Genomic DNA, 21,566 nt, shown 5'->3' on the forward strand with positions numbered 1-21,566 from the left:
TGGTTTGCCAGGAAATGGAGAGGGTCATCAAGCATCGCCACGCAGGTTAACATCTGACATGGGCGTTTACAAGCTCAAAATAAAAATGCCGTCCAGTCTTAACTGAACGGCATTACCTGCAACGGGGCTTTTTTGTTTTCAAAAATATAGCGCTTAAGATAAAGTTGTATATACAAGTAAAAGTGAGCAATTGGTTAAAGTTTCCTCACTCTAATTAATTGCCGCGGTGCAAAAAAAGTTTTCCCTGCTGACGCTAGCCCGGGAAATTGGCGGGAAGGCGCGCCATGCGGGCCATTTTTTTGCCGTAAGCCAAGTCTTTCCCTGTGGCCATTTTTCCTTGTGTCTGTATGACGAAACTATTGCCATGTATCAACTAACTGTAAAAATTTCAAGTTTCCGATTTCGTTTTTTTTGATGTTTACGGTAGGAAAAAACATGTGTGCAGATGAGGTAGCACATTCACTATCTTTCATAAGTATCTAATTTATCGATATATTTTTATTTGAGACTCCTTCAACGATATGCGCTAAGTCCTTAATTTCATTACTAAAATTCCTGTTTTTCCAATCGGAAACCGCTTGACCACTATCTTTGCTTACTCTAAAGTGGGCAACTGTGTGAAAAAGTGTATTTTTGTGGGAAATTTTCCATCTTTGCGTGACGCCAAGGCGTCGCAAACCAAGCTCAAAAAGGTCTTCCGTGTTTCAAGGCGCGTCCGCAATCAATCTCGATGCCAAAGGCAGGATGTCTATCCCTGCCAAGCACCGTGACGCGCTGTCGATTCAATGCGAAGGCCGCTTGACCCTGACCAAACACCCCGATGGCTGCCTGCTGTTTTTCCCCCGCCCCGTGTGGGAAAGCCACCGCCAGCAAATCGCCACCTGGCCCATGTCGGCGCGCGCCTGGCAGCGCATCTTCCTCGGCAACGCCGTTGACGTCGAGCTCGACTCGGCCGGCCGCGTGCTGATTTCGCCTGAATTGCGCAACGCCGTCGGGCTGTCGCGCGAAGTGATGATGATCGGCATGGGCAGCCACTTTGAAATATGGGATGCCGCCAAACTGGCCGAACAAGAACAGCAGGCGATCGATGCCGGCACTCCCGATGTACTTTCCAATTTTTCTTTCTAAGGCTCCGTAATGACACTACAAACGGTGCCGGAATTTCAGCATCGCACGGTGCTGCTCGATGAAGCGGTCGACGCGCTCGACCTGTCGGGCGAGCGTGCGCACGGTATTTACGTCGACGGCACGTTTGGCCGCGGCGGGCATAGCCGCTTGATCCTGTCGCGCCTGGCAAATGACGCGCGCTTGATCGGCTTCGACAAGGATTTGCAGGCCATCGCCACGGCCGAGCAAATCGCCGACCCGCGTTTTGACATCGTCCACGACAGCTTTGCCACCATGACGGCCAGCCTGGCCGAGCGCGGCGTGCAGCAGGTGAACGGCATCCTGCTTGACCTGGGCATCTCGTCGCCGCAGGTCGACGATGCGGCGCGCGGCTTCAGCTTCCGCAACGACGGACCGCTGGACATGCGCATGGATACTACGCGCGGCATTTCCGCGGCCGAATGGCTGGCGGTGGAAACCGAGCAGAATTTAGAAAAGGTGATACGCGATTATGGGGAAGAACGGTTTGCTTTTCAGATTGCAAAGGCGATTGTTGCTGGCCGGGCAGTCCAGCCAATTTCAAGCACACGACAGCTTGCCAGCATCGTGGCAGGCGCCGTCAAGACCCGCGAGAAGGGTAAGGACCCCGCTACCCGCACCTTTCAGGCCATACGCATTTTCATTAACAAAGAGCTCGAGGATCTCGAGATCGGCTTGAGCCAGGCGTATGCCTGCCTGGCGCCCGGCGCGCGCATGGCCGTGATCAGTTTTCATTCGCTGGAAGACCGCATGGTCAAGCGCTTCTTCGCCTCGAAGGCGAACGTGGAGCAGCCTGACCGCCGCCTGCCGATCCGCGCGGTCGACTTGCCGCAGCCGGAAATGAAGCTGATTTCGAAGATGAAGCCGTCGGACGCCGAAATCGCAGCGAACCCGCGTTCGCGTTCGGCCGTGATGCGCGTGGCGCAGCGCTTGCCGCTGGTGTCATCGACTTCCTCAGTCAGTGGCGGCACCCGATGACTGGCAAGCTCAGTGTCGTGCTGTCAGCCCTGCTGGTGTGCTGCGGCCTGTCGACGGTGAACGCGCAGTACCAGGCGCGCCACCTGTTGATCGACCTGGAGCGCGCGCAAGGGTTGTCGCGCCAGCTCGACATCGACTGGGCGCAGCTGCAGCTGGACCAGTCGACACTGGGTAAGCATGAACGTATCGAATCCATCGCACGGCGCGACCTGAGCATGACGCCACTGACGGCGGCGCGTACCCAATACCTGACGGAGGGCGAATAATGAAGTTGGGCGGTAACAGCAACGGTCGGGTGGCGGCATCGAAAGGCGTGCCATTCTCGAAGAATCCGGTACTGGCAGTGCGTCTGCCCGTCTGGCGTTCGCGCGTCGTGCTGTTCCTGCTGTTCTTCGCTTTCGCCGGCCTGGGTGCGCGCGCCCTGTGGCTGCAGGGCGTATCGACGCAATTTTTGCAAAAGCAGGGCAAGGCGCGCTATGAGCGCACGCTCGAACTGCCTGCCACGCGCGGCAAGATCACCGACCGCAATGGCCAGGTGCTCGCTTCGTCCGTGCCCGTCAAGGCCATCTGGGCGATTCCCGACGACGTGCTGCAGGCAACACCCGAAAAAATCAATGCGCTGGCCGGCTTGCTGGAAATGAACGTCAACGAATTGCGCAAGAAACTCGATTCGGACCGCAGCTTTGTTTACCTGAAGCGCCAGGTCGAGATGGACGTGGCCGACAAGATTTCCAAACTGGGCATCGACGGCATCGACGAGCGCAAGGAATACAAGCGCTTTTATCCACAGGGCGAAGTGATGACCCACGTGGTCGGTTTCACCAATGTGGAAGACGTGGGCCAGGAAAGCATGGAACTGGCGCAGCAAAAATCCCTGGTCGGCACCACCGGCAGCCGCCGCGTGATCAAGGACCGCCTGGGACATATTGTCGAAGACATCGGCTTTATCCACGAACCGCATGACGGCAAGGACCTGACCCTTTCCGTCGACAGCAAGATCCAGTACATCGCCTTCACGCAGTTGAAGGAAGCGGTGGAAAAATTCAATGCCAAGGCCGGCGGCGCCGTGGTGCTCGACGTGCACACGGGCGAAGTGCTGGCCCTGGCCAACTATCCGAGCTATGACCCGAACGACCGCCGCAAGTTGACGGGCCAGCAATTGCGCAACCGCGTCATGACAGATACGTTCGAACCCGGTTCGACGCTGAAGCCGATTACTGTCTCGCTGGCGCTCGACACGGGCCGCGTCAAGCCGACCACCCTGATCGATACAGGGCCGGGCCGCTACACCATCGCCGACCGCACGATTACTGACACCAAGCCGCATGGCGTGATCAATGTCTCCGAGATCATCGAGATGTCGTCGAATATCGGCACCTCGAAAATCGCGCTGGGCATGCCGTCGCAGGAAATGTGGGAAATGTTTACCAAGGTGGGCTTCGGCCAGCAGCCGAAATGGGGTTTCCCCGGCGCCGTGGCCGGCCGCGTGCGTCCATATAAATCGTGGCGCCCGGTGGAGCAGGCGACCATGAGCTACGGTAACGGCATTTCCGTCTCGCTGATCCAGTTGGCGCGCTCTTATATGATGTTCGCGCGCGATGGCGACACGATTCCCCTGTCATTTCAAAAAGTCAATGAACTGCCCGTGGGGCAGCAGGTGATCAAATCGAAGACGGCTGCCGAAATGCGCGCCATGCTGGAACTGGTGGTCTCCGGCGCACATGGCTCGGCCAAGCGCGCCCAGGTTGCCGGCTACCGCGTCGGCGGCAAGACGGGCACCGCCTACAAGGTGGAAAATGGCCGCTACGCGATGCCGCGCAAATATATCGGTTCTTTCGTGGGCATGGTGCCGATGTCGGCGCCGCGCTTCATCATTGCCGTGATGATCGATGAACCGACCGGCGCTGCCCACTATGGCGGCCAGGTTGCCGCTCCCGCTTTCGCGGCGATTGCGACCAACGCGCTGCGCGCGATGAACGTACCGCCCGATTCCTCCGTTACCGAAATCGTGGTCCCGGCCAATGCCGGCCCGGAGGCCATGTGAAGTCACTCATGAGCATACAAGAAATCAGTTTGTGGATCAAAGCGGCTGCCCCGTCCGGGCAGCTGACGTCCGATTCGCGCCGCGTGCAGCGTGGCGACGTGTTTTTCGCCTACGCTGGCGCCACCCATTTCATCGCTGCCGCCATTGAACAGGGCGCAGCGGCCATCGTCCACGACGAGGCCAACTGGGATGCATCGTGGACTGTGCCGCAGCTGGCCGTCGCCAATCTGAAATCATTGGCCGGCCCCATTGCCCATGCGTTCTATGACATGCCGGATAGCGCCATGTTCAGCGCCGGCGTGACGGGCACGAATGGCAAGACCTCATGCGCACTGTGGCTGGCGCAGGCACTGGCGCGCCTAGGCATAACATCTTCCGTGATCGGCACCTTGGGCGTGGGCCTGTGCAAGCCGCGCGGCGAGATCGAGTTCGACGTCACCGGCTATACCACGCCCGACGCCGTGCTGCTGGCGCGCAAATTGGCCGCCATGCGCGACGCCGGCGCGCAAGCCGTCGCCATCGAAGTGTCGTCGATCGGCCTGCACCAGGAACGCGCGGCCGGCATGCATTTCGATGTGGCGATGTTTACCAACCTGACGCGTGACCACCTTGATTACCACGGCGACATGGCGACCTACGAGGCGGCCAAAGTCAGACTGTTCGACTGGCCTGGCCTGAAAACGGCCGTCATCAACCTGGACGATGCCATGGGCCTGCGCCTGGTACAGCATGTCGATGGCAAGCTGGCCGGCGAGTACCCGGTCATCGGCTACACCTTGCAGGATGCGGCCAGCTTGCCCGACCTGCCAGGCGTGCTGATGCTGCGCGCCAGCCAGTTCCGCAGCCGCCATGCCGGTACCGACTTCCACCTGGATTGCCCATTGGGCGTGGCGCTGGTGAAGACGCAGCTGGTGGGGCACTTCAACATCAGCAATGCGCTGGCCGTGCTGGGCGCCTTGCTGGCGCATGGCACCGGCCTGCGCGCGGCCATCGACGGCATCGAGTCCCTGCAGCCAGCTCCCGGCCGCATGCAGCAGATGGGCGGCCAGGAAGCGCCGATGGTCGTCATCGACTACGCGCATACGCCTGACGCACTGGAAAAAACCCTGGCCGCCCTGCGCCAGGTGGCGCAGGAACGCGGCGGCCAGTTGTGGTGCGTGTTTGGCGGTGGCGGTGACCGTGATCCGGGCAAGCGCCCGCAGATGGGCGCCATCGCGCAGCTGGCCGATCACGTGCTAGTCACCAGCGACAATCCACGCAGCGAAGATCCGCACGCCATCATCGCGCAGATCGTTGCCGGCATGCGTGCTGAGGGTCCGCAGCCGCAGGCCATCGAAGACCGTGCCGCCGCGATTCTGTCGGCCATCAAGCATGCCGCCAAGCCGGATGTGATTTTGTTGGCGGGCAAGGGGCATGAGCCATACCAGGAAATCAAGGGCAAGAAATTGCCGTTTTCCGATGCCGACCACGCGCAGCTGGCCCTGTCCGCGCGTTTGACCATGATGCGGACGAACTGATGGATCGCCTCATGCATGCAAGCCTGGCAGAATTGCTGCCGTCGCTGGACGACGCGCAGATCACGGGCGACGCCGCTTTTGATGGCGTGTCCACCGACAGCCGCAGCGCTCCCGCCGGCTCGCTGTTCGTCGCCCTGCGCGGCGAGAGTTTCGATGCCCACGATTTCCTTGAACAGGTGGCTGCCAGGGGCGTGGCCGCCGTGGTCGTCGAGCGCCTGCCCGCAAACTGGGACAGCCGCAAGGTACCGGCCATCGTTGTCGCCGACACGCTGGTGGCGCTGGGCCGCATCGCCAATTACTGGCGCCGCCGTTTCAGCCTGCCCGTCATCGGCGTCACCGGCAGCAACGGCAAGACCACCGTCAAGGAAATGATCTCGGCCATTCTGGCGGCGGCCGTTGGCGAAGAAGGCCGCCTGGCCACGCGCGGCAATTTGAATAATGAGATCGGCGTACCCCTGACCCTGTTGCGCTTGCATGAAGGGCACAAGGCGGCCGTCATCGAGATGGGCATGAACCACCCTGGCGAGATCGCGCGCCTGGCGGCGATTGCCGCGCCGACCCTGGCGATGGTCAACAACGCGCAGCGCGAACACCAGGAATTCATGCATACGGTGGAAGCGGTGGCACGCGAGAATGGCGCCGCACTGGCGGCATTGGCAGACGACGGCGTGGCTGTCTTCCCGCATGGCGATGAATTTACTGCCTTGTGGCGCAAATTGTCCGGTACGCGCACGGTCATCACCTTCGGCCTGTCGAAAGAAGCTGACGTGAGCTGCACGCACCGCGCGGCCGAGGATTTTGGCAGCGAGATGTTTGTCAGCGTGCGTGCGCAGGACGGCGCGATGCGCCAGTTTTTTGTGGGCCTGCAGGCAGCGGGCGAACACAATGTGCGCAATGCGCTGGCAGCGGTGGCGTGCGCCGTCGGCGCCGGCATCGCCATCGAATATATCAAGCAGGGCCTGGAGGCGTTCGCGCCCGTGAATGGCCGCCTGCAGAAAAAGCGCGCCGCCAATGGCGCCACCATCATCGACGACAGCTATAACGCCAATCCGGATTCGGCGCGGGCAGCCATCGATGTGCTGGCGCAAGCGGCCGCGCCGCGCATCCTGGTGCTGGGCGAGATGGGCGAAGTCGGTACGCAGGGGCAGCAGTTCCACGAAGAGATCGGCGCCTACGCCGCCGCCAAAGGCATCGAATACGTGCTGGCGACGGGCGGCCTGGCGCGCCATCTGGTCAATCCGGCGCAGGTAGCCGCAAGCCAGGAATCAGGCACGGTCGTGGAGTATTTCGAACAGTTCGACGGCTTGCTCGCTGCGCTCGATGCGCATTTGTCCGGCCGTGCGGATGCAACAGTATTAATCAAGGGCTCCCGCTTCATGAAGATGGAACGGGCCGTGCAGCATTTGATTGGTTCAAACAACAATAACAAGGAAGCTCACTAATCATGCTGCTCTGGCTCGCTCATTATTTCCAGGACGACATAGGCCCACTGCGGGTCTTTAACTTCATCACCTTCCGCGCCGTCTTTGCCACATTGACGGCGATTTTGATCGGCCTGTGCGCCGGTCCGGCCGTGATCCGCATGCTCACGCGCATGAAGGTTGGCCAGGCCGTGCGTACGGATGGCCCGCAAACGCATCTGAAAAAACACGGCACCCCCACCATGGGCGGGCTGCTGATCCTGATCGCCATCGGTATTTCCACCTTGTTGTGGGCCGATTTGTCGAACCGCTTCATCTGGCCCGTGCTGATCGTCACTCTGGGCTTTGGCGCCGTCGGCTGGGCCGACGACTACCGCAAGGTGGTGCACCAGGATCCGGAAGGCATGCGCTCGCGCGAAAAATACTTCTGGCAGTCGCTGATCGGCATCATCGCCGCCTTCTACCTGGCGTTTTCCGTGTCCGTTTCGGAACCCGACGCGGGCCATGTGTGGAACCTGATCTATGCCTGGGTGCAGTCCGGCTTCGCCATGGACCTGCCGCCAAAAGCCGACCTGATCGTCCCATTCTTCAAGACCATCAGCTATCCGCTGGGCGTGTGGGGCTTCATTGCGCTGACCTACTGCGTCATCGTCGGCACCAGCAACGCCGTCAATTTCACCGACGGCCTCGACGGCCTGGCCATCATGCCAACTGTGATGGTGGGCGCGGCCCTGGGCCTGTTCGCCTACCTGACGGGCAACGCAACCTATGCGCGCTACCTGTTCATCCCGCATATTCCGGGCGCCGGCGAACTGGTGATTTTCTGCGGTGCGCTGGCCGGTTCCGGCCTGGCTTTCCTTTGGTACAACACCCATCCCGCCAAGGTGTTCATGGGTGACGTTGGCGCACTTGCACTGGGCGGCGCGCTGGGCACTGTCGCCGTCATCGTGCGCCAGGAAATCGTCCTGTTCATCATGGGCGGCATTTTTGTAGTCGAAACGCTGTCCGTGATCATCCAGGTCGTCTGGTTTAAATACACCAAGAAACGCTATGGCGCAGGTCGCCGCGTTTTCCTGATGGCGCCACTGCATCACCATTTTGAACAAAAAGGCTGGAAAGAGACGCAGGTCGTCGTGCGTTTCTGGATCATCACCATGATGCTGGTGCTGCTCGGCCTGACCACCCTGAAGCTGCGCTGATGATGTACTTTGACAAAACCGCACTGGTACTGGGCCTCGGCGAGTCGGGGCTGGCCATGGCATTGTGGCTGGCACGCAGCGGGGCAATCGTGCGCGTGGCCGATACGCGTGACGCGCCCGAACGCCTGGCTGCCTTGCAGGCCGCAGTGCCGCAGGCGCGGTTCATCGCCGGCCCGTTTGCGCCCGAGTTGCTTGATGGCGTCGATTTCGTCGCCGTCAGCCCGGGCCTGGCGCCGCAGCGCGAGTTGGCCGACATCGCGCCGGCCGCTTTTGAGAAAAATATCCCCGTGTGGGGCGAGATCGAACTGTTCGCGCAAGCGCTGGCTGCTTTGAAGGCGGAGCGCGGCTATGCGCCGAAAGTCATCGCCATCACGGGCACGAATGGCAAGACCACGGTCACCAGCCTGGTTGGCCTGCTGTGCGAACGCGCCGGCCTGGCCACGCGCGTGGCCGGCAATATTAGCCCTGCCGCGCTGGACGTGCTGCGCGAAGTGCTTGACGCCGAGCCAGCCCCGCTTCCGGCTGCAGCTGAAGAAGATGGCGACGCTGCGGCACCGCTGGTTAGCATCCTGCCGCAGGCGTGGATCCTGGAGCTGTCCAGCTTCCAGCTGCACACCACCTTCAGCCTGCAGGCCGATGCGGCCACGGTGCTCAATTTGTCGCAGGACCACCTGGACTGGCATGGTGACATGGCCGCCTATGCCAGCGACAAGGCGCGCATCTTCGGCGACGAAACCGTGCGCGTGCTGAACCGCGACGATGCGTTTGTCATGCGCATGGCCAATCCCCTGGTTGACACGATCACCTTCGGCACGGGCGAACCGCTTGACGTGGACAGCTTTGGCCTGGTCAATGAACGCGGTATCTTCTGGCTGGCGCAAGCGGTGCCCAGCGAGGAAGTGATCGAGAAAAAGCGCAAGAAGAACGATCCGGCGCCGGCACCGGTGCCGACGATGGCGAAAAAACTGATGCCAGCTGACGCGCTGAAAATTCGCGGCCAGCATAACGCCTCGAATGCGCTCGCTGCGCTGGCCCTGTGCCGCGCCATCGGCCTGCCGTTCGCACCGCTGCTGCATGGCTTGCGCGAATACCAGGGCGAGCCGCACAGGGTGGAGCTGATCACGGCCGTGGGCGAAGTCGAATACTACGACGACAGCAAAGGCACGAACGTGGGCGCCACGGTGGCGGCACTGTTTGGCCTCGGCAAGTCCTTCGGTGGTGCGCAGCAGCGCCTGGTGCTGATCGCCGGCGGTGACGGCAAGGGGCAGGACTTCTCTCCGCTAGCTGAACCCGTATCGCGTTACGTGCGCGCCGTGGTGCTGATCGGCCGTGATGCGCCAGCGTTACGCGCAGCACTGGCACCGGCGGGCGTGGACATCATCGATTGCGCCACCTTGCCGGAAGCCGTCCAGCGGGCCAGCAGCTTGGCCCAGGCCGGCGATTGCGTGCTGCTGTCGCCTGCATGCGCCAGCCTGGACATGTTCAAGAACTATGCGCATCGGGCGCAGGTGTTTGTCGACGCCGTGCGCGACATCGCCCTGGAAAACGGACAGGATATCTGATGGCCTTCCAACTGCCATTCCGCTTCGGTTCCGGCTCGGCTGCCAAGCCGCTGGATGGCCGCGCGCGGCAGTCGAAGATGATGGAGTACGACCAGCCGCTGGTGTGGGTGGTCCTGCTGCTCATGTTGCTGGGCATGGTAATGGTGTATTCGGCGTCGATCTCGCTGTCGGACGCGCGCAAGTTTGCCGCCTACACGAACAGCTATTTCGTCGTGCGCCAGGCGCTCTTCATCGGCATTTCGATCATCGTCAGTGCGCTGGTGTTCCGCGTCCGTATCGCTACCTGGCAAAAGATTGCTCCGTGGCTGTTCATCGGCACGCTGGTGCTGCTGGTGATGGTCCTGATACCGGGCCTGGGCGTGTCGGTCAACGGCGGTCGCCGCTGGCTGAACCTGCCGGGCCTGCGGCCGCAGCCGTCCGAACTGATGAAGGTGGTGATGGTGCTGTACGCGGCCGACTACACGGTGCGCAAGCAGGAATACATGCACAAGCTGACCAAGGGTTTCATGCCGATGGCATTGGCCGTCAGCTTCGTCGGCCTGCTGCTGCTGATGGAGCCCGACCTGGGCGCCTTCGGCGTGATCGTCTGTATCGCCATGGGCATTTTGTTCCTGGGTGGCGTCAACGCCATCTGGTTTGGTGGCATCGGCGCCATGCTGACGGCGATTTTCGTCACCATCATCGCCCTGTCGAAATTCCGCCGCGAGCGTTTTTTTGCGTATCTCGATCCGTGGCAGGAAGACAATGCGCTGAACAAGGCGTACCAGCTGACGCACTCGCTGATCGCCTTCGGGCGCGGTGAACTGTTTGGCGTGGGCCTGGGCGGCAGCGTGGAAAAACTGCACTACCTGCCCGAAGCGCATACGGACTTCTTGCTGGCCGTGATCGGCGAGGAACTGGGCCTGGTGGGCGTATTGATCGTGATCGGCATGTTCTACTGGATTATCAAGCGAGCCTTCGACATCGGCCGCCAGGCGATCGCCATCGACCAGACCTTTGCCGGATTGACGGCGAAAGGCATTGCCATCTGGATAGGCGTGCAGACATTCATCAACATGGGCGTGAACCTGGGCCTGTTGCCGACCAAAGGACTGACCTTGCCTTTGATGAGCTACGGCGGCACGGGAGTACTGATTAACTGTATCGGCCTGGCGATCTTGCTGCGCATCGATTACGAAAACCGGATCCTGATGCGCGGAGGCCGGCTATGAACAATGTAACGAAATTGAAAACGACTAAAAGACTGATGATCATGGCGGCCGGCACCGGCGGCCATATCTTCCCAGGCCTGGCGATTGCGCAGACCATGCGCGCGCGCGGCTGGGAAGTGAGCTGGCTGGGCACGACCCATGGCATGGAGCAAGACCTGGTGCCGAAGAGCGGCATTCCCATGGACGCCATTGAATTTTCCGGCATGCGTGGCAAAGGGCTGGCGCATACAATCAAGGGCGGTTTCAGGATGCTGGCCAGTTTCTTTGCCATCCGCCGTTTTATCGCCAGCCGCAAGCCGGACGTGGTGATGGGCATGGGGGGCTACGTCACTGTGCCAGGTGGCTTGATGGCACGCTTGAAGGGCGTGCCGCTGGTGCTGGTCAATGCCGATGCCGCGCTGCTGTTGTCGAACAAGACCCTGGTGCCGCTGGCGCAGCAAGTGTGTTTTGGTTTTCCTGCTGATTTCGGCAGCGCCGCCGGCAAGGCTGTCGTGACGGGCAATCCCGTGCGCGCCGAAATTCTGGCCATGGCGCCGCCGGCGTCGCGTTTCGCCGGACGCAGCGGACCGCTGCGCATCCTGGTGGTGGGCGGCAGCCTGGGCGCAAAAGCGCTGAACGACAACTTGCCTGCTGCGCTGGCGCTGATGCCGGAAGGTGCACGTCCGCTGGTGACGCACCAGTCGGGCAAGAAAAATATCGACGCCCTGCATGCCGCGTATGCGCAAGCGGGCGTAGACGCCAACGTGGTCGATTTCATCGACGACATGGCCAAGGCGTATACCGAGGCCGACCTGGTGATTTGCCGCGCAGGCGCGATCACCTTGTCGGAGCTGACGGCGGCCGGCGTTGCCAGTGTACTGGTGCCGCTGGTGGCGTCGACTACCAGCCACCAGCGCGACAACGCGCAATGGATGGCAAAACAAGGCGCGGCGATTCATTTGCCGCAGACGGAAATGAGTGCAGCGTCGCTGAGCGCTTTGCTGGCATCGATGAGTCGCGATGCATGCCAGCAGATGGCGCAGGCGGCACTGGCGGCAGGCAAGCGCGACGCCAATGAGGCGATCGCAAACGTATTGGAAAAACTGGCATGAGGTTAGCTCTGTGAAGCATAAAGTAAACAATATCCACTTTGTCGGCATTGGCGGCAGCGGCATGAGCGGCATCGCCGAAGTGCTGGTCAATCTGGGCTACAAGGTGTCGGGCTCCGACCTGGGCAGCAATGCGGCGACGCAGCGCCTGGCGAGCCTGGGCGCGACCATCATGCTCGGTCACGCGGCCGAAAATATCGGCGACGCCGATGCGGTGGTGACCTCGGGCGCCGTGCCGCAAGACAATCCGGAAGTGACGGCAGCGCGCGCACGCAAGATCCCACTGGTGCCGCGCGCCGTGATGCTGGGCGAATTGATGCGCTTGAAACGCGGCATCGCGATTGCCGGCACGCATGGCAAGACCACTACCACCAGCCTGGTGGCATCGGTGCTGGCGCAGGGTGGCCTCGATCCCACGTTTGTCATCGGCGGCCGTTTGACCAGCGCCGGCGCGAACGCCAAGCTCGGTTCGGGCGATTATCTGGTGGCCGAAGCCGATGAATCGGACGCCTCGTTCCTGAACCTGACGCCGATGATCGAAGTGATCACGAATATCGACGCCGATCACATGGACACTTACGAGCATGATTTTGAAAAGCTCAAGCAGGCCTTCGTGCAGTTCACGCATCGCTTGCCGTTCTATGGCCGCGCCATGCTGTGCATCGATGATCCGCACGTGCGCGCCATCATCCCGTCCGTGACCAAGCCGGTCACCACCTACGGTTTTGCGGAAGACGCGCAAGTGCGCGCCATCAACGCGCGCGCCGTGGGCCTGGAAATGCATTTCACCGTGCTGCAGGAAGGTCATCCCGACCTGGACGTGGTGTTGAACCAGCCCGGCATGCACAATGTGCAGAATGCCTGCTCGGCCATCGCCATCGCGCGAGAAATCGGCATCGCCGACAGCGCCACGCAGCAAGGACTGGCCGAATTTTCCGGCGTGGGCCGGCGCTTCACACGCTATGGCGACGTGGCCCTGCCAAGTGGCGGCAGCTTCTCGCTGGTCGATGATTTTGGCCACCACCCGGTGGAGACGGAAGTGACCCTGGCCGCCGCGCGCGCCGCTTATCCGGGCCGCCGCCTGGTGCTGGCTTTCCAGCCGCACCGTTACAGCCGCACGCGCGACCTGTTCGAGGATTTCGTCAAGGTGCTGAGTACGCCCGATGTGCTGCTGCTGTCCGAAGTGTATGCGGCAGGCGAAGCGCCTATCGTCGCCGCCGATGGCCGCGCGCTGGCGCATGCGTTGCGCGCCCGCGGCAAGATCGAGCCGATTTTCGTCGAGTCCATGACCGATATGGCCGACACCATCATGAGCGTGGCGCGTGACGGCGACGTCGTGCTGACCATGGGCGCGGGCTCGATCAGCGGCATCCCGCAACAACTGACTACGTATCAATCCAACACTGTAAAGGCCTGACGTGAACCAAGCTTCAGTTATCGACGTTAAACAATTGGGCAAGGTCGGCGTCCTGTTCGGCGGCCGCTCGGCCGAGCGCGAAGTGTCGCTGATGTCCGGCACGGGCGTACTCGCTGCGCTGCAAAGCCGTGGTGTGGACGCGCATGCGTTCGACACGGGCGAACGCAGCCTGGCCGAACTGGCCGCTGAAAAATTTGACCGTGTCTTCATTGCGCTGCATGGCCGCTTCGGCGAAGACGGCAGCCTGCAGGGCGCGCTGGAGCAACTGGGCATTGCCTACACGGGCAGCGGCGTGATGGCCTGTGCGGTGGGCATGGACAAGGTCTACACCAAGATGATCTGGCTGATGCACAACTTGCCGACGCCGAAATACGCGGTGCTCGACGCCCAGTCCGACCTGGCCATGGTGGCGGCCGAACTGGGCTTGCCGCTGATCGTCAAGCCGCCACATGAAGGATCGAGCATCGGCATCACGACGGTCAACGAAGCCTCGGCTTTCCAGCCTGCCTACGACATCGCCGCCGGTCTCGATGATTCGGTGCTGGCCGAGGAATTCATCAAGGGCCGCGAGTTTACCGTGGCGATCCTGGGCCAGGGCGCCACGGCGCGCGCGTTGCCGCCGATTGAAATCGTCGCTCCGCAAGGCAACTACGACTATCAGAACAAATACTTCACCGACGATACCCAGTACTTTTGCCCGCCGCAACTGGACCAGCCGATCCTGGCCGAGATGGAGCGTATCGCCGTGGAAGCCTACCGCGCCCTTGGCTGCGAAGGCTGGGGACGCGTGGATGTGCTGATGCGTGCTGCCGACAGCAAGTTGTTTTTGCTGGAAGTGAATACTTCACCGGGCATGACCGGCCATTCGCTGGTGCCGATGGCGGCGCGCGCGCTAGGCATCAGCTATGAAGACCTGTGCCTGGAAATCGTCGCCGGCGCGCGCCTGAAAATGCACAAGGGACAGCACTGATATGTGGCATGACGCTAAAAGCCTGAATACGACTGCCAACGGCTTGCTGGCCGCGGTTCTGGTCGTGTGCGTGGCGGCCGGCGTCTGGTGGGTGTCGCAGCGTCCCATGTTCGATCTGCGCACGATCAAGGTAGAAAGCGCGGACGACAAGGGTTTGCGCCATGTGAATTACCTGACCCTGCGCAGCGGAACCCTGGGCCGCATCAAGGGCAATTTTTTCACGACCAACCTGGAAAGCGTGCGCGGTGTCTTCGAGGCGGTGCCGTGGGTGCGCCGCGCCAGCGTGCGGCGCGAGTGGCCAAACCAGCTCATCGTGGCGCTGGAAGAACACGAAGCACTGGGCACCTGGGGCGAGGACGGTCGTTTGCTGTCGGTTAAGGGCGATGTATTTACGGCCAATGTGGCCGAAGCCGAGGATGACCATGAACTGCCGGCGTTCTCCGGCCCCGATGGCAGCGAGAAAGAAGTGCTGGCCACCTACGTGCAGCTGGAAAAATGGTTTGTGCCTTTGAAGATGGTGCCGGAAGCCTTGTCGCTGTCGAGCCGCTATGCGTGGACCGTGAAGCTGAATAACGGCATGAGCGTGGCGCTGGGGCGCGAACAGAATCATACGACGCTGAAGGCGCGGGTTGACCGGCTGGTGGGCATCTACCCGCAGCTGGCGAGCCGCCTGGAAAATATCGATACGATCGATATGCGCTACCAGAATGGCCTGGCCCTCAGTTCAGCCGGTCTGGTGATACCGGCCGAAGGCAAGGATGGCCGGCCAGTGATGAAGAAAAAGAATAGCAGTCCGATTAAAAAACCGACTTAACCGAATAATCAATTCGATTAATCAATTCGATTAATCAATTAACTAATAGCCCAAAAACTAGGCGACAGAAATGACAAAAGACGCGAAAAACCTGATCGTCGGCCTCGACATCGGCACCTCGAAAGTGGTGGCGGTGGTAGCCGAAGTGATGTCCGATGGGCGCCACGAAGTGATCGGGCTGGGCCAGCACGAATCGAAGGGCCTGAAAAAGGGCGTTGTGGTCAATATCGAGGCCACGGTGGAGTCCATCCAGCGGGCGCTGGAAGAAGCCGAACTGATGGCCGACTGCAAGATCCGCAATGTCTATGCCGGTATCGCGGGCAGCCATATCCGCAGCTTCAATTCCAGCGGCATGGTGGCCATCAAGGACAAGGAAGTGACGGCGGCCGACGTGGCGCGCGTCATCGAGACGGCAAAAGCGGTTAACATTCCGACCGATCAGCAATTGCTGCACACGGTACCGCAAGAGTTCATCGTCGATAGCCAGGAAGATGTGCGCGAGCCTATCGGCATGAGCGGCATCCGCCTGGAGGTGAAGGTGCACATCGTCACCGGCGCCGTGTCGGCGGTGCAAAACATCGTCAAATGCGTGCGCCGCTGCGGCCTGGAAGTATCGGATCTGATCCTGCAGCCGATGGCCTCTGCCGACGCGGTGCTGACGCCCGACGAAAAGGAGCTGGGCGTGGTCCTGATCGACATCGGCGGCGGTACGACCGATGTAGCGGTGTTCTCCGATGGCGCGATCCGCCATACGGCAGTCATTCCTATCGCCGGCGACCAGATCACCAACGACATCGCCATGGCCCTGCGCACCCCGACCGCGGAAGCGGAAGAAATCAAGATCCGCTATGGCGTGGCCAAGCAGGTCCTGGCCGATCCCGGCGAATCGCTGGAAGTGCCTGGCCTGGGCGACCGCGGCCCGCGCAACCTGTCGCGCCAGGCGCTGGCGGCAGTGATCGAGCCAAGGGTCGAAGAACTGTTCGCAATGGTGCACCAGGTGGTGCGCGAATCCGGTTACGAAGGCGTGCTGTCGTCGGGCATCGTGCTCACCGGCGGCACCTCCATCATGCCTGGTATGGTGGAAATGGCGGAAGACATCTTTCTGAAACCGGCGCGCCTGGGCACGCCCGAGTATCGGGGACAGCTGGCCGACGTGGTGCGCAGTCCGCGCTATGCCACGGTGCTTGGCTTGCTGCTGGAAGCGAAAAAGCAATACCTGCGCGGCCACATCGTGACGCGTCAGGACGGCTCGGTGAAGGCAGTCTGGCAGCGTATGAAGGAATGGTTCTTAGGGAATTTTTAAGGGCTTGATTTTCGCCCGGCAGCACAGGTTTTTTCGCAGCATCGCAGGTACAAACACATAACTTTATTTTATATTAACCGCAGTTTTCAATCTCCAGTTCTCCTACCAATATGAGGCCTGGCGCTTGGAAACCGCATTCTGATAGGAGCACATCATGGAGTTCGATATGGTCGATAACACAGCTATAGGTACCGTCATCAAGGTCGTCGGCGTCGGCGGTGCGGGTGGCAATGCAGTCCAACACATGATCAACAAAGGCATGTCGGGCGTGGAGTTCATTGCCGCCAACACCGACGCACAGGCCCTGTCGACATCGAAGGCCCACAACATCATCCAGATCGGCGATACGGGCCTGGGCGCTGGCATGAAACCGGCCGTCGGCCGCCAGCTGGCCGAAGAATCGCGCGCGCGCATCGCCGATGCGCTGCGCGGCGCGCACATGGTGTTCATCGCGGCCGGCATGGGCGGCGGCACGGGTACGGGCGCGGCGCCTATCGTGGCTGAAATAGCCAAGGAACTGGGCGCACTGACGGTGGCCGTGGTATCCAAGCCATTCTCGTACGAAGGCCAGAAGTGCATGGACATCGCCGACGAAGGCCTGGAGCAGCTGTCCCTGCACGTCGATTCGCTGATCATCATCCTCAACGAAAAACTGGAAGAGATCTACGAAGACGAAAGCATGCTGGAATGGATGCAGCACGCCGATGATGTGCTCAACAATGCGGTGGCCGGCATTGCCGAGATCATCAACGTGCCAGGCCATATCAACGTCGACTTCAACGACGTGAAAACCATCATGGGCGAGCAGGGCAAGGCCATGATGGGCACGGCGACCGCTTCCGGCGTCGACCGCGCGCGCATCGCTGCCGAACAGGCTGTCGCTTCGCCGTTGCTGGACGGTATTGATCTCTCTGGTGCGCGCGGCGTGCTGGTCAACGTCACGGCCAGCCGTGGCCTGAAGGGCAAGGAGATCAAGGAAGTCATGGCTGCCGTGCGCGCGTTTGCCGCTCCGGACGCGTCGATTGCGCAAGGTATCGCCTACGACGACGCCATGGGCGACGATATCCGTGTCACCGTGGTGGCCACGGGCCTGGGCCGCACCAAGAAAAATATCCAGCTGGTACCGCAGCAAGTGCTGCGCACCGGCACCCACAACAGCCCTCTGACGCCGTCGGCGGCGATGGGCGGCGCGCAGACTGTGACGACAAGCGTGGGCGTGGCCACGCCGGCAGCCGGTTTCGATGGCATGAAGGCACCAGCCGTTTGGCGCCGCGAATCGGCTTCCGAGCAAGTGCGCGCGATGGAAAAGAATGGCATGGAAACGTACGATATTCCGGCCTTCCTGCGCAAGCAAGCCGATTAAGTTGAACTGGTGTAGGTAATCACGACGGCGGCCTGAGGGCCGCCGTTTTTTTGTCCGATGCCTTGATTTTTGACTTTGCCTTTCTGGCCATTTTCTGCACAACTACGGCAAGTCAGGCATACTATTGTGCAGTGCCAGCATCGTGCTGGCAAAACCAGATTACAGGCGATGCCCGTTCAATAGTCGCGGCATCGGCCTCAACCGACACAGTACACAAGGAGTCAACATGACCATCAAAATCGGCGACACCCTGCCAGAAGGCACCCTGGCTGAATTCATCGAAAGCGAAACCGAAGGTTGCGCACTGGGCCCGAACACGTTCAACGTGCAAGACCTGGTCAAGGGCAAGAAGATCGCCATCTTCGGCCTGCCAGGCGCCTACACCCCGACCTGCTCCGCACAGCACGTGCCAGGCTACGTCAAGCACGCTGCCGACCTGAAAGCTGCGGGCGTCGATGAAATCTGGTGCATCTCCGTCAACGACGCGTTCGTGATGGGCGCCTGGGGCCGCGATCAGAAAGCCACCGGCGTGGTGCGCATGATGGCTGATGGCAACGCCGCCTTCAGCAAGGCCCTGGGCCTGGACGCCGACTTCAGCAAGCACGGCATGGGTACGCGCTCGCAGCGCTATTCGATGCTGGTCGACAATGGCGTCGTGACGCAATTGAACGTCGAGCAAGGCGGCAAGTTTGAAGTGTCGAATGCCGAGACCTTGTTAGCGCAACTGGCTTAACCGCTTCTGTTTGAGAAAAACGGCGCTGAATCTGCATTCAGCGCCGTTTTTTTATGTCCGCCGTTATTGTACCTGCGGCTTGGTCGCCTCGAACATGGCCGCGTCGATACTGAACGAATAGTCATCCTGCAGCGCAAAGTAGCGTCGTGCTTCTTCCGGTGCGCCGTCGAACAGGTGGCGGATGGCCGCCACGCGTTCGCTTGGGGTGCGCATGCGCGCCACCCACTCGTCAAATTGCATGGTCAGTTTCCACACGCTGTGCAACTGGTGGCTGAAACCGGCATTCTCGAACTTGGCGCCCCATTCGCAGCTGCGGTAGTCGCGCACGTGGGAAGCGTCGCGCAGCATTTCCACCGCCTGCAAGGTGGTGTCGTACAAGGCCGTTTTCGGCGCCACGATGTCGACCACCAGCAAGGTGCCGTTCGGGCGCAGCACCCTCCAGGCTTCCGCCAGGGCGCCAGCCACGTCGTTCCAGTGGTGCGCGGAAAAGCGCGAGACGACCATGTCGAAGCTGGCGTCGGCAAATGGCAGGCGTGCCACGTTGCCCTGTTGCGTGCTGATGTTGTGCAGGCCGCGCTGCGTCTTGGCATGCTCGACCACGTCCAGCATCGGCTGCGCCAGGTCGTAGGCGACGACCGATTGCGCCACGGGGGCGACGGCGAAGCTGGCGTGGCCGGCGCCGCAGCCCAGGTCCAGGATGACGGCTTTTCCGTGGCGGCGCGCGCACTCCTGCATCAGCACCAGGTCGGCGCCTTGCGCATGCACCGCGCTGCTCAGGTAGGCGTTGGCGGTCTTGCCAAACTGTTCGGTGACGACATCGTGCTGCTGCATGGTTTTCTCCTGTTGGTGAGTAAGTTCCTGCAGAATAGGGATAAAATTATCCTGTAACAAGACCATAACTTATACTGGTATATCTACTACCCTGCTATGACCACCAAGGAGCGCCATGCCGGGCAAACTTGCTCAATTCATCCGCGCCCGGCGCGAAGCCGTGACTCCGGCCATGGCTGGCTTGCCCGGTGGCGGACGCCGGCGCACGCCGGGCTTGCGGCGCGAAGAGCTGGCGCAGCTGTGCGATGTCAGCTCCACCTGGCTGACGTGGCTGGAGCAGGGGCGGCCCGTGTCCGCGTCGGCCAAGATGCTGGCGCGCCTGGCGCAGGTGCTGCAGTTGAGCGCGGCCGAGCGCGCCTATCTGTTTGAAGTGGCAGACAAGCATGACCCCAGCCACGGCACGGGAGAGGGCGACGGTCCCGCCGCTGCCGAGCTCGTTGCCATCGTCGCCGCCATCGCTGCCCCCGCATATATCCTGGACCGGGAGTGGAACGCGGTGGCGTGGAATGGGGCGGCAAGCACGCTGTTTTCCGGCTGGTTGCACGCCGACGTGGCGGCACCGAACCAGCTGCGTTTCATGTTCCTCGACGCTGGCGCGCGCGAACTGGTCATCGGCTGGCCCGAGCGGGCGCAGCGGCTGGTGGCGGAGTTCCGCGCCGATATCGGCCGCCATGCGGACCAGGCGCCGTTGGCCGGCCTGATCGCGGAGCTGGCCGAGGCCAGCGGGCAATTCCGCCAGTGGTGGGGCGCACAGCAGGTGCAGGGCCGCGATGGGGGATTGCGCCGCTTCCAGCATCCGCAGCAGGGCATGCTCGGCTATCACCAGGTGACCCTGCACCTGGCGCGCCAGCATGAATTAAAGCTGGTGATGCTGTTGCCCGCAGTGTTGCCTATCCAGTCATGAAAAACAGCCGCGCTTGTTATAATCGCGGTGACCGTATGGCTGCACCATGCTGTCCTGGCTCCAGCCGTCGCCATGATGACGGCCCAAGCTGAGGTTATCGGCCGAAGTTACCAGCATTGTCGCCAGGAGTTTCCTTTGTCCGCCTCATCCTCGAACCTGCGCAGCATCTACGTGATGTTGATCGCGGTCGCCATGTTTTCTCTGATGGACACAGCCATGAAGCTGTTGTCAGAACATTATCCTCCCATGCAGGTGACGGCCTTGCGCGCCCTGTCGTCGCTGCCGCTCGTATGCCTGTATCTGCTGTACCGCGGCGCCTTCAAGAACGTGCTGAAGGTGCGCTGGCCGCTGCATTTTCTGCGCGGCGCGCTGGGCGTGCTGATGATTACCCTGTTCGCGTATGGCTTGAAGCGCATGTCGCTGGCCGAGACGTATTCGCTGTTTTTCGTTGCCCCCATGCTGATTACGGCCCTGTCCGTTTTTATCCTGAAGGAAAAAGTCGACCTCGCGCGCTGGTGTGCGATCGGGATCGGCCTCTTGGGCGTGCTGGTGGCGCTGCGCCCGGACGGCTCGGGATTGTTTTCGCTGGCCGGCCTGGCCGTGCTGGGCTCGGCCGCCTGTTACGCCATTTCGGCCGTCACCGGGCGCATCCTGAGCCGCACGGACGCCAGCGAAAGCATGGTGTTCTGGCTGATGGTCATGATGGCCATCGGCGGCGTGGTCTTGTCGGCGCATGAATGGGTGAGTATCCGCCGTGAAGACTGGTGGCTGCTGGCAGGCTTGTCACTCAGCGGTTTCCTGGGGCAGCTGGCCATCACGGAAGCGTTTCGCTTTGGCAAGGCGTCCAGCGTGGCGCCGTTCGAATATTCGGCCCTGGCCTGGGGCATGGCCCTGGACTGGATGCTGTGGCACACCTTGCCCGACGAATATACCCTGGCCGGCGCAGCCATCATCATCGGTAGTGGGATTTACCTGGTGCGCCGCGAAGCCGTGCATGCGGAGAGCGAGCATCCATGACGGCGTAGTGTGGTTTTTCTGGCGTGGGCCATGCCGCGCCGCAACGAA

At 61.4% G+C, this 21,566-nt stretch carries 19 protein-coding genes; 18 read left to right on the forward strand and 1 reads right to left on the reverse strand.

Features of this window, described 5'->3' with window-relative positions; genetic code table 11:
• The first annotated feature begins 699 nt into the window (after positions 1–699).
• From mraZ to ACQ4W6_RS24560, 16 genes are all read left to right on the forward strand, one after another.
• A complete protein-coding gene (gene mraZ, locus ACQ4W6_RS24485; RefSeq protein WP_436569812.1) occupies positions 700–1,128 on the forward strand; it encodes a division/cell wall cluster transcriptional repressor MraZ in 429 nt (142 codons plus the stop codon).
• 9 nt (positions 1,129–1,137) lie between these two features.
• Complete coding sequence (rsmH, locus tag ACQ4W6_RS24490; protein WP_436569770.1) at positions 1,138–2,124, forward strand: 16S rRNA (cytosine(1402)-N(4))-methyltransferase RsmH; 987 nt, start codon at positions 1,138–1,140, stop codon at positions 2,122–2,124.
• Complete coding sequence (gene ftsL, locus ACQ4W6_RS24495; RefSeq protein ID WP_436569771.1) at positions 2,121–2,390, forward strand: cell division protein FtsL; 270 nt, start codon at positions 2,121–2,123, stop codon at positions 2,388–2,390. Before rsmH ends, ftsL begins: the two co-directional genes overlap by 4 nt.
• A complete protein-coding gene (locus ACQ4W6_RS24500) occupies positions 2,390–4,168 on the forward strand; it encodes a peptidoglycan D,D-transpeptidase FtsI family protein (RefSeq protein WP_436569772.1) in 1,779 nt (592 codons plus the stop codon). Before ftsL ends, ACQ4W6_RS24500 begins: the two co-directional genes overlap by 1 nt.
• 8 nt (positions 4,169–4,176) lie before the next feature.
• Positions 4,177–5,685 (forward strand): UDP-N-acetylmuramoyl-L-alanyl-D-glutamate--2,6-diaminopimelate ligase, encoded by a 1,509-nt coding sequence (locus ACQ4W6_RS24505; RefSeq protein WP_436569773.1) that lies wholly within the window; start codon positions 4,177–4,179, stop codon positions 5,683–5,685.
• Between the two features lie 11 nt (positions 5,686–5,696).
• Positions 5,697–7,127: a UDP-N-acetylmuramoyl-tripeptide--D-alanyl-D-alanine ligase gene (locus ACQ4W6_RS24510; RefSeq protein ID WP_436569774.1), complete on the forward strand. Its 1,431-nt coding sequence runs from the start codon at positions 5,697–5,699 to the stop codon at positions 7,125–7,127.
• Positions 7,128–7,129: 2 nt separating this feature from the next.
• Complete coding sequence (gene mraY / locus ACQ4W6_RS24515) at positions 7,130–8,305, forward strand: phospho-N-acetylmuramoyl-pentapeptide-transferase (protein WP_436569775.1); 1,176 nt, start codon at positions 7,130–7,132, stop codon at positions 8,303–8,305.
• The gene (gene murD, locus ACQ4W6_RS24520; protein ID WP_436569776.1) at positions 8,305–9,867 is read left to right on the forward strand and encodes a UDP-N-acetylmuramoyl-L-alanine--D-glutamate ligase; all 1,563 of its coding nucleotides are present in this window, start codon (positions 8,305–8,307) and stop codon (positions 9,865–9,867) included. Before mraY ends, murD begins: the two co-directional genes overlap by 1 nt.
• On the forward strand, positions 9,867–11,078 hold the full coding sequence (gene ftsW / locus ACQ4W6_RS24525) for a putative lipid II flippase FtsW (protein WP_436569777.1): 1,212 nt from the start codon (positions 9,867–9,869) through the stop codon (positions 11,076–11,078). Before murD ends, ftsW begins: the two co-directional genes overlap by 1 nt.
• Positions 11,075–12,169, forward strand: a complete 1,095-nt coding sequence (gene murG / locus ACQ4W6_RS24530) for an undecaprenyldiphospho-muramoylpentapeptide beta-N-acetylglucosaminyltransferase (RefSeq protein ID WP_436569778.1) — start codon at positions 11,075–11,077, stop codon at positions 12,167–12,169. Before ftsW ends, murG begins: the two co-directional genes overlap by 4 nt.
• A gap of 10 nt (positions 12,170–12,179) precedes the next feature.
• On the forward strand, positions 12,180–13,583 hold the full coding sequence (gene murC / locus ACQ4W6_RS24535; protein WP_436569779.1) for a UDP-N-acetylmuramate--L-alanine ligase: 1,404 nt from the start codon (positions 12,180–12,182) through the stop codon (positions 13,581–13,583).
• Between the two features lies 1 nt (position 13,584).
• Entirely contained in the window at positions 13,585–14,553 is a 969-nt protein-coding gene (locus ACQ4W6_RS24540; RefSeq protein ID WP_436569780.1) for a D-alanine--D-alanine ligase, read from the forward strand.
• 1 nt (position 14,554) lies between these two features.
• Complete coding sequence (locus ACQ4W6_RS24545) at positions 14,555–15,367, forward strand: cell division protein FtsQ/DivIB (RefSeq protein WP_436569781.1); 813 nt, start codon at positions 14,555–14,557, stop codon at positions 15,365–15,367.
• A 70-nt stretch (positions 15,368–15,437) separates the two neighbouring features.
• The gene (gene ftsA, locus ACQ4W6_RS24550; protein WP_436569782.1) at positions 15,438–16,670 is read left to right on the forward strand and encodes a cell division protein FtsA; all 1,233 of its coding nucleotides are present in this window, start codon (positions 15,438–15,440) and stop codon (positions 16,668–16,670) included.
• Between the two features lie 154 nt (positions 16,671–16,824).
• A complete protein-coding gene (gene ftsZ / locus ACQ4W6_RS24555) occupies positions 16,825–18,033 on the forward strand; it encodes a cell division protein FtsZ (RefSeq protein ID WP_436569783.1) in 1,209 nt (402 codons plus the stop codon).
• A gap of 226 nt (positions 18,034–18,259) precedes the next feature.
• Positions 18,260–18,766 (forward strand): peroxiredoxin, encoded by a 507-nt coding sequence (locus ACQ4W6_RS24560; protein WP_436569784.1) that lies wholly within the window; start codon positions 18,260–18,262, stop codon positions 18,764–18,766.
• Positions 18,767–18,829: 63 nt separating this feature from the next.
• On the opposite strand, the gene ACQ4W6_RS24565 is transcribed toward ACQ4W6_RS24560, so the two are convergent.
• Entirely contained in the window at positions 18,830–19,597 is a 768-nt protein-coding gene (locus ACQ4W6_RS24565; protein ID WP_436569785.1) for a class I SAM-dependent methyltransferase, read from the reverse strand.
• 115 nt (positions 19,598–19,712) lie between these two features.
• On the opposite strand from ACQ4W6_RS24565, the gene ACQ4W6_RS24570 reads away from it, so the two are divergent.
• Together ACQ4W6_RS24570 and ACQ4W6_RS24575 are read left to right on the forward strand one after the other, a co-directional pair.
• On the forward strand, positions 19,713–20,501 hold the full coding sequence (locus tag ACQ4W6_RS24570) for a helix-turn-helix transcriptional regulator (RefSeq protein ID WP_436569786.1): 789 nt from the start codon (positions 19,713–19,715) through the stop codon (positions 20,499–20,501).
• Between the two features lie 174 nt (positions 20,502–20,675).
• Positions 20,676–21,518, forward strand: a complete 843-nt coding sequence (locus ACQ4W6_RS24575) for a DMT family transporter (RefSeq protein ID WP_436569813.1) — start codon at positions 20,676–20,678, stop codon at positions 21,516–21,518.
• Positions 21,519–21,566 lie beyond the last annotated feature (48 nt).

Source organism: Janthinobacterium woesei (genome assembly GCF_051380875.1).
GTDB lineage: Bacteria > Pseudomonadota > Gammaproteobacteria > Burkholderiales > Burkholderiaceae_D > Janthinobacterium.

Coding starts and splice junctions, on each gene's coding strand:
- rsmH (WP_436569770.1), top strand. CDS start 1,138: ATGACACTACAAACGGTGCCGGAATTTCAGCATCGCACGGTGCTGCTC.
- ftsL (WP_436569771.1), top strand. CDS start 2,121: ATGACTGGCAAGCTCAGTGTCGTGCTGTCAGCCCTGCTGGTGTGCTGC.
- ACQ4W6_RS24500 (WP_436569772.1), top strand. CDS start 2,390: ATGAAGTTGGGCGGTAACAGCAACGGTCGGGTGGCGGCATCGAAAGGC.
- ACQ4W6_RS24505 (WP_436569773.1), top strand. CDS start 4,177: ATGAGCATACAAGAAATCAGTTTGTGGATCAAAGCGGCTGCCCCGTCC.
- ACQ4W6_RS24510 (WP_436569774.1), top strand. CDS start 5,697: ATGCATGCAAGCCTGGCAGAATTGCTGCCGTCGCTGGACGACGCGCAG.
- mraY (WP_436569775.1), top strand. CDS start 7,130: ATGCTGCTCTGGCTCGCTCATTATTTCCAGGACGACATAGGCCCACTG.
- murD (WP_436569776.1), top strand. CDS start 8,305: ATGATGTACTTTGACAAAACCGCACTGGTACTGGGCCTCGGCGAGTCG.
- ftsW (WP_436569777.1), top strand. CDS start 9,867: ATGGCCTTCCAACTGCCATTCCGCTTCGGTTCCGGCTCGGCTGCCAAG.
- murG (WP_436569778.1), top strand. CDS start 11,075: ATGAACAATGTAACGAAATTGAAAACGACTAAAAGACTGATGATCATG.
- ACQ4W6_RS24545 (WP_436569781.1), top strand. CDS start 14,555: ATGTGGCATGACGCTAAAAGCCTGAATACGACTGCCAACGGCTTGCTG.
- ftsA (WP_436569782.1), top strand. CDS start 15,438: ATGACAAAAGACGCGAAAAACCTGATCGTCGGCCTCGACATCGGCACC.
- ftsZ (WP_436569783.1), top strand. CDS start 16,825: ATGGAGTTCGATATGGTCGATAACACAGCTATAGGTACCGTCATCAAG.
- ACQ4W6_RS24560 (WP_436569784.1), top strand. CDS start 18,260: ATGACCATCAAAATCGGCGACACCCTGCCAGAAGGCACCCTGGCTGAA.
- ACQ4W6_RS24565 (WP_436569785.1), bottom strand. CDS start 19,597: ATGCAGCAGCACGATGTCGTCACCGAACAGTTTGGCAAGACCGCCAAC.
- ACQ4W6_RS24570 (WP_436569786.1), top strand. CDS start 19,713: ATGCCGGGCAAACTTGCTCAATTCATCCGCGCCCGGCGCGAAGCCGTG.
- ACQ4W6_RS24575 (WP_436569813.1), top strand. CDS start 20,676: ATGTTGATCGCGGTCGCCATGTTTTCTCTGATGGACACAGCCATGAAG.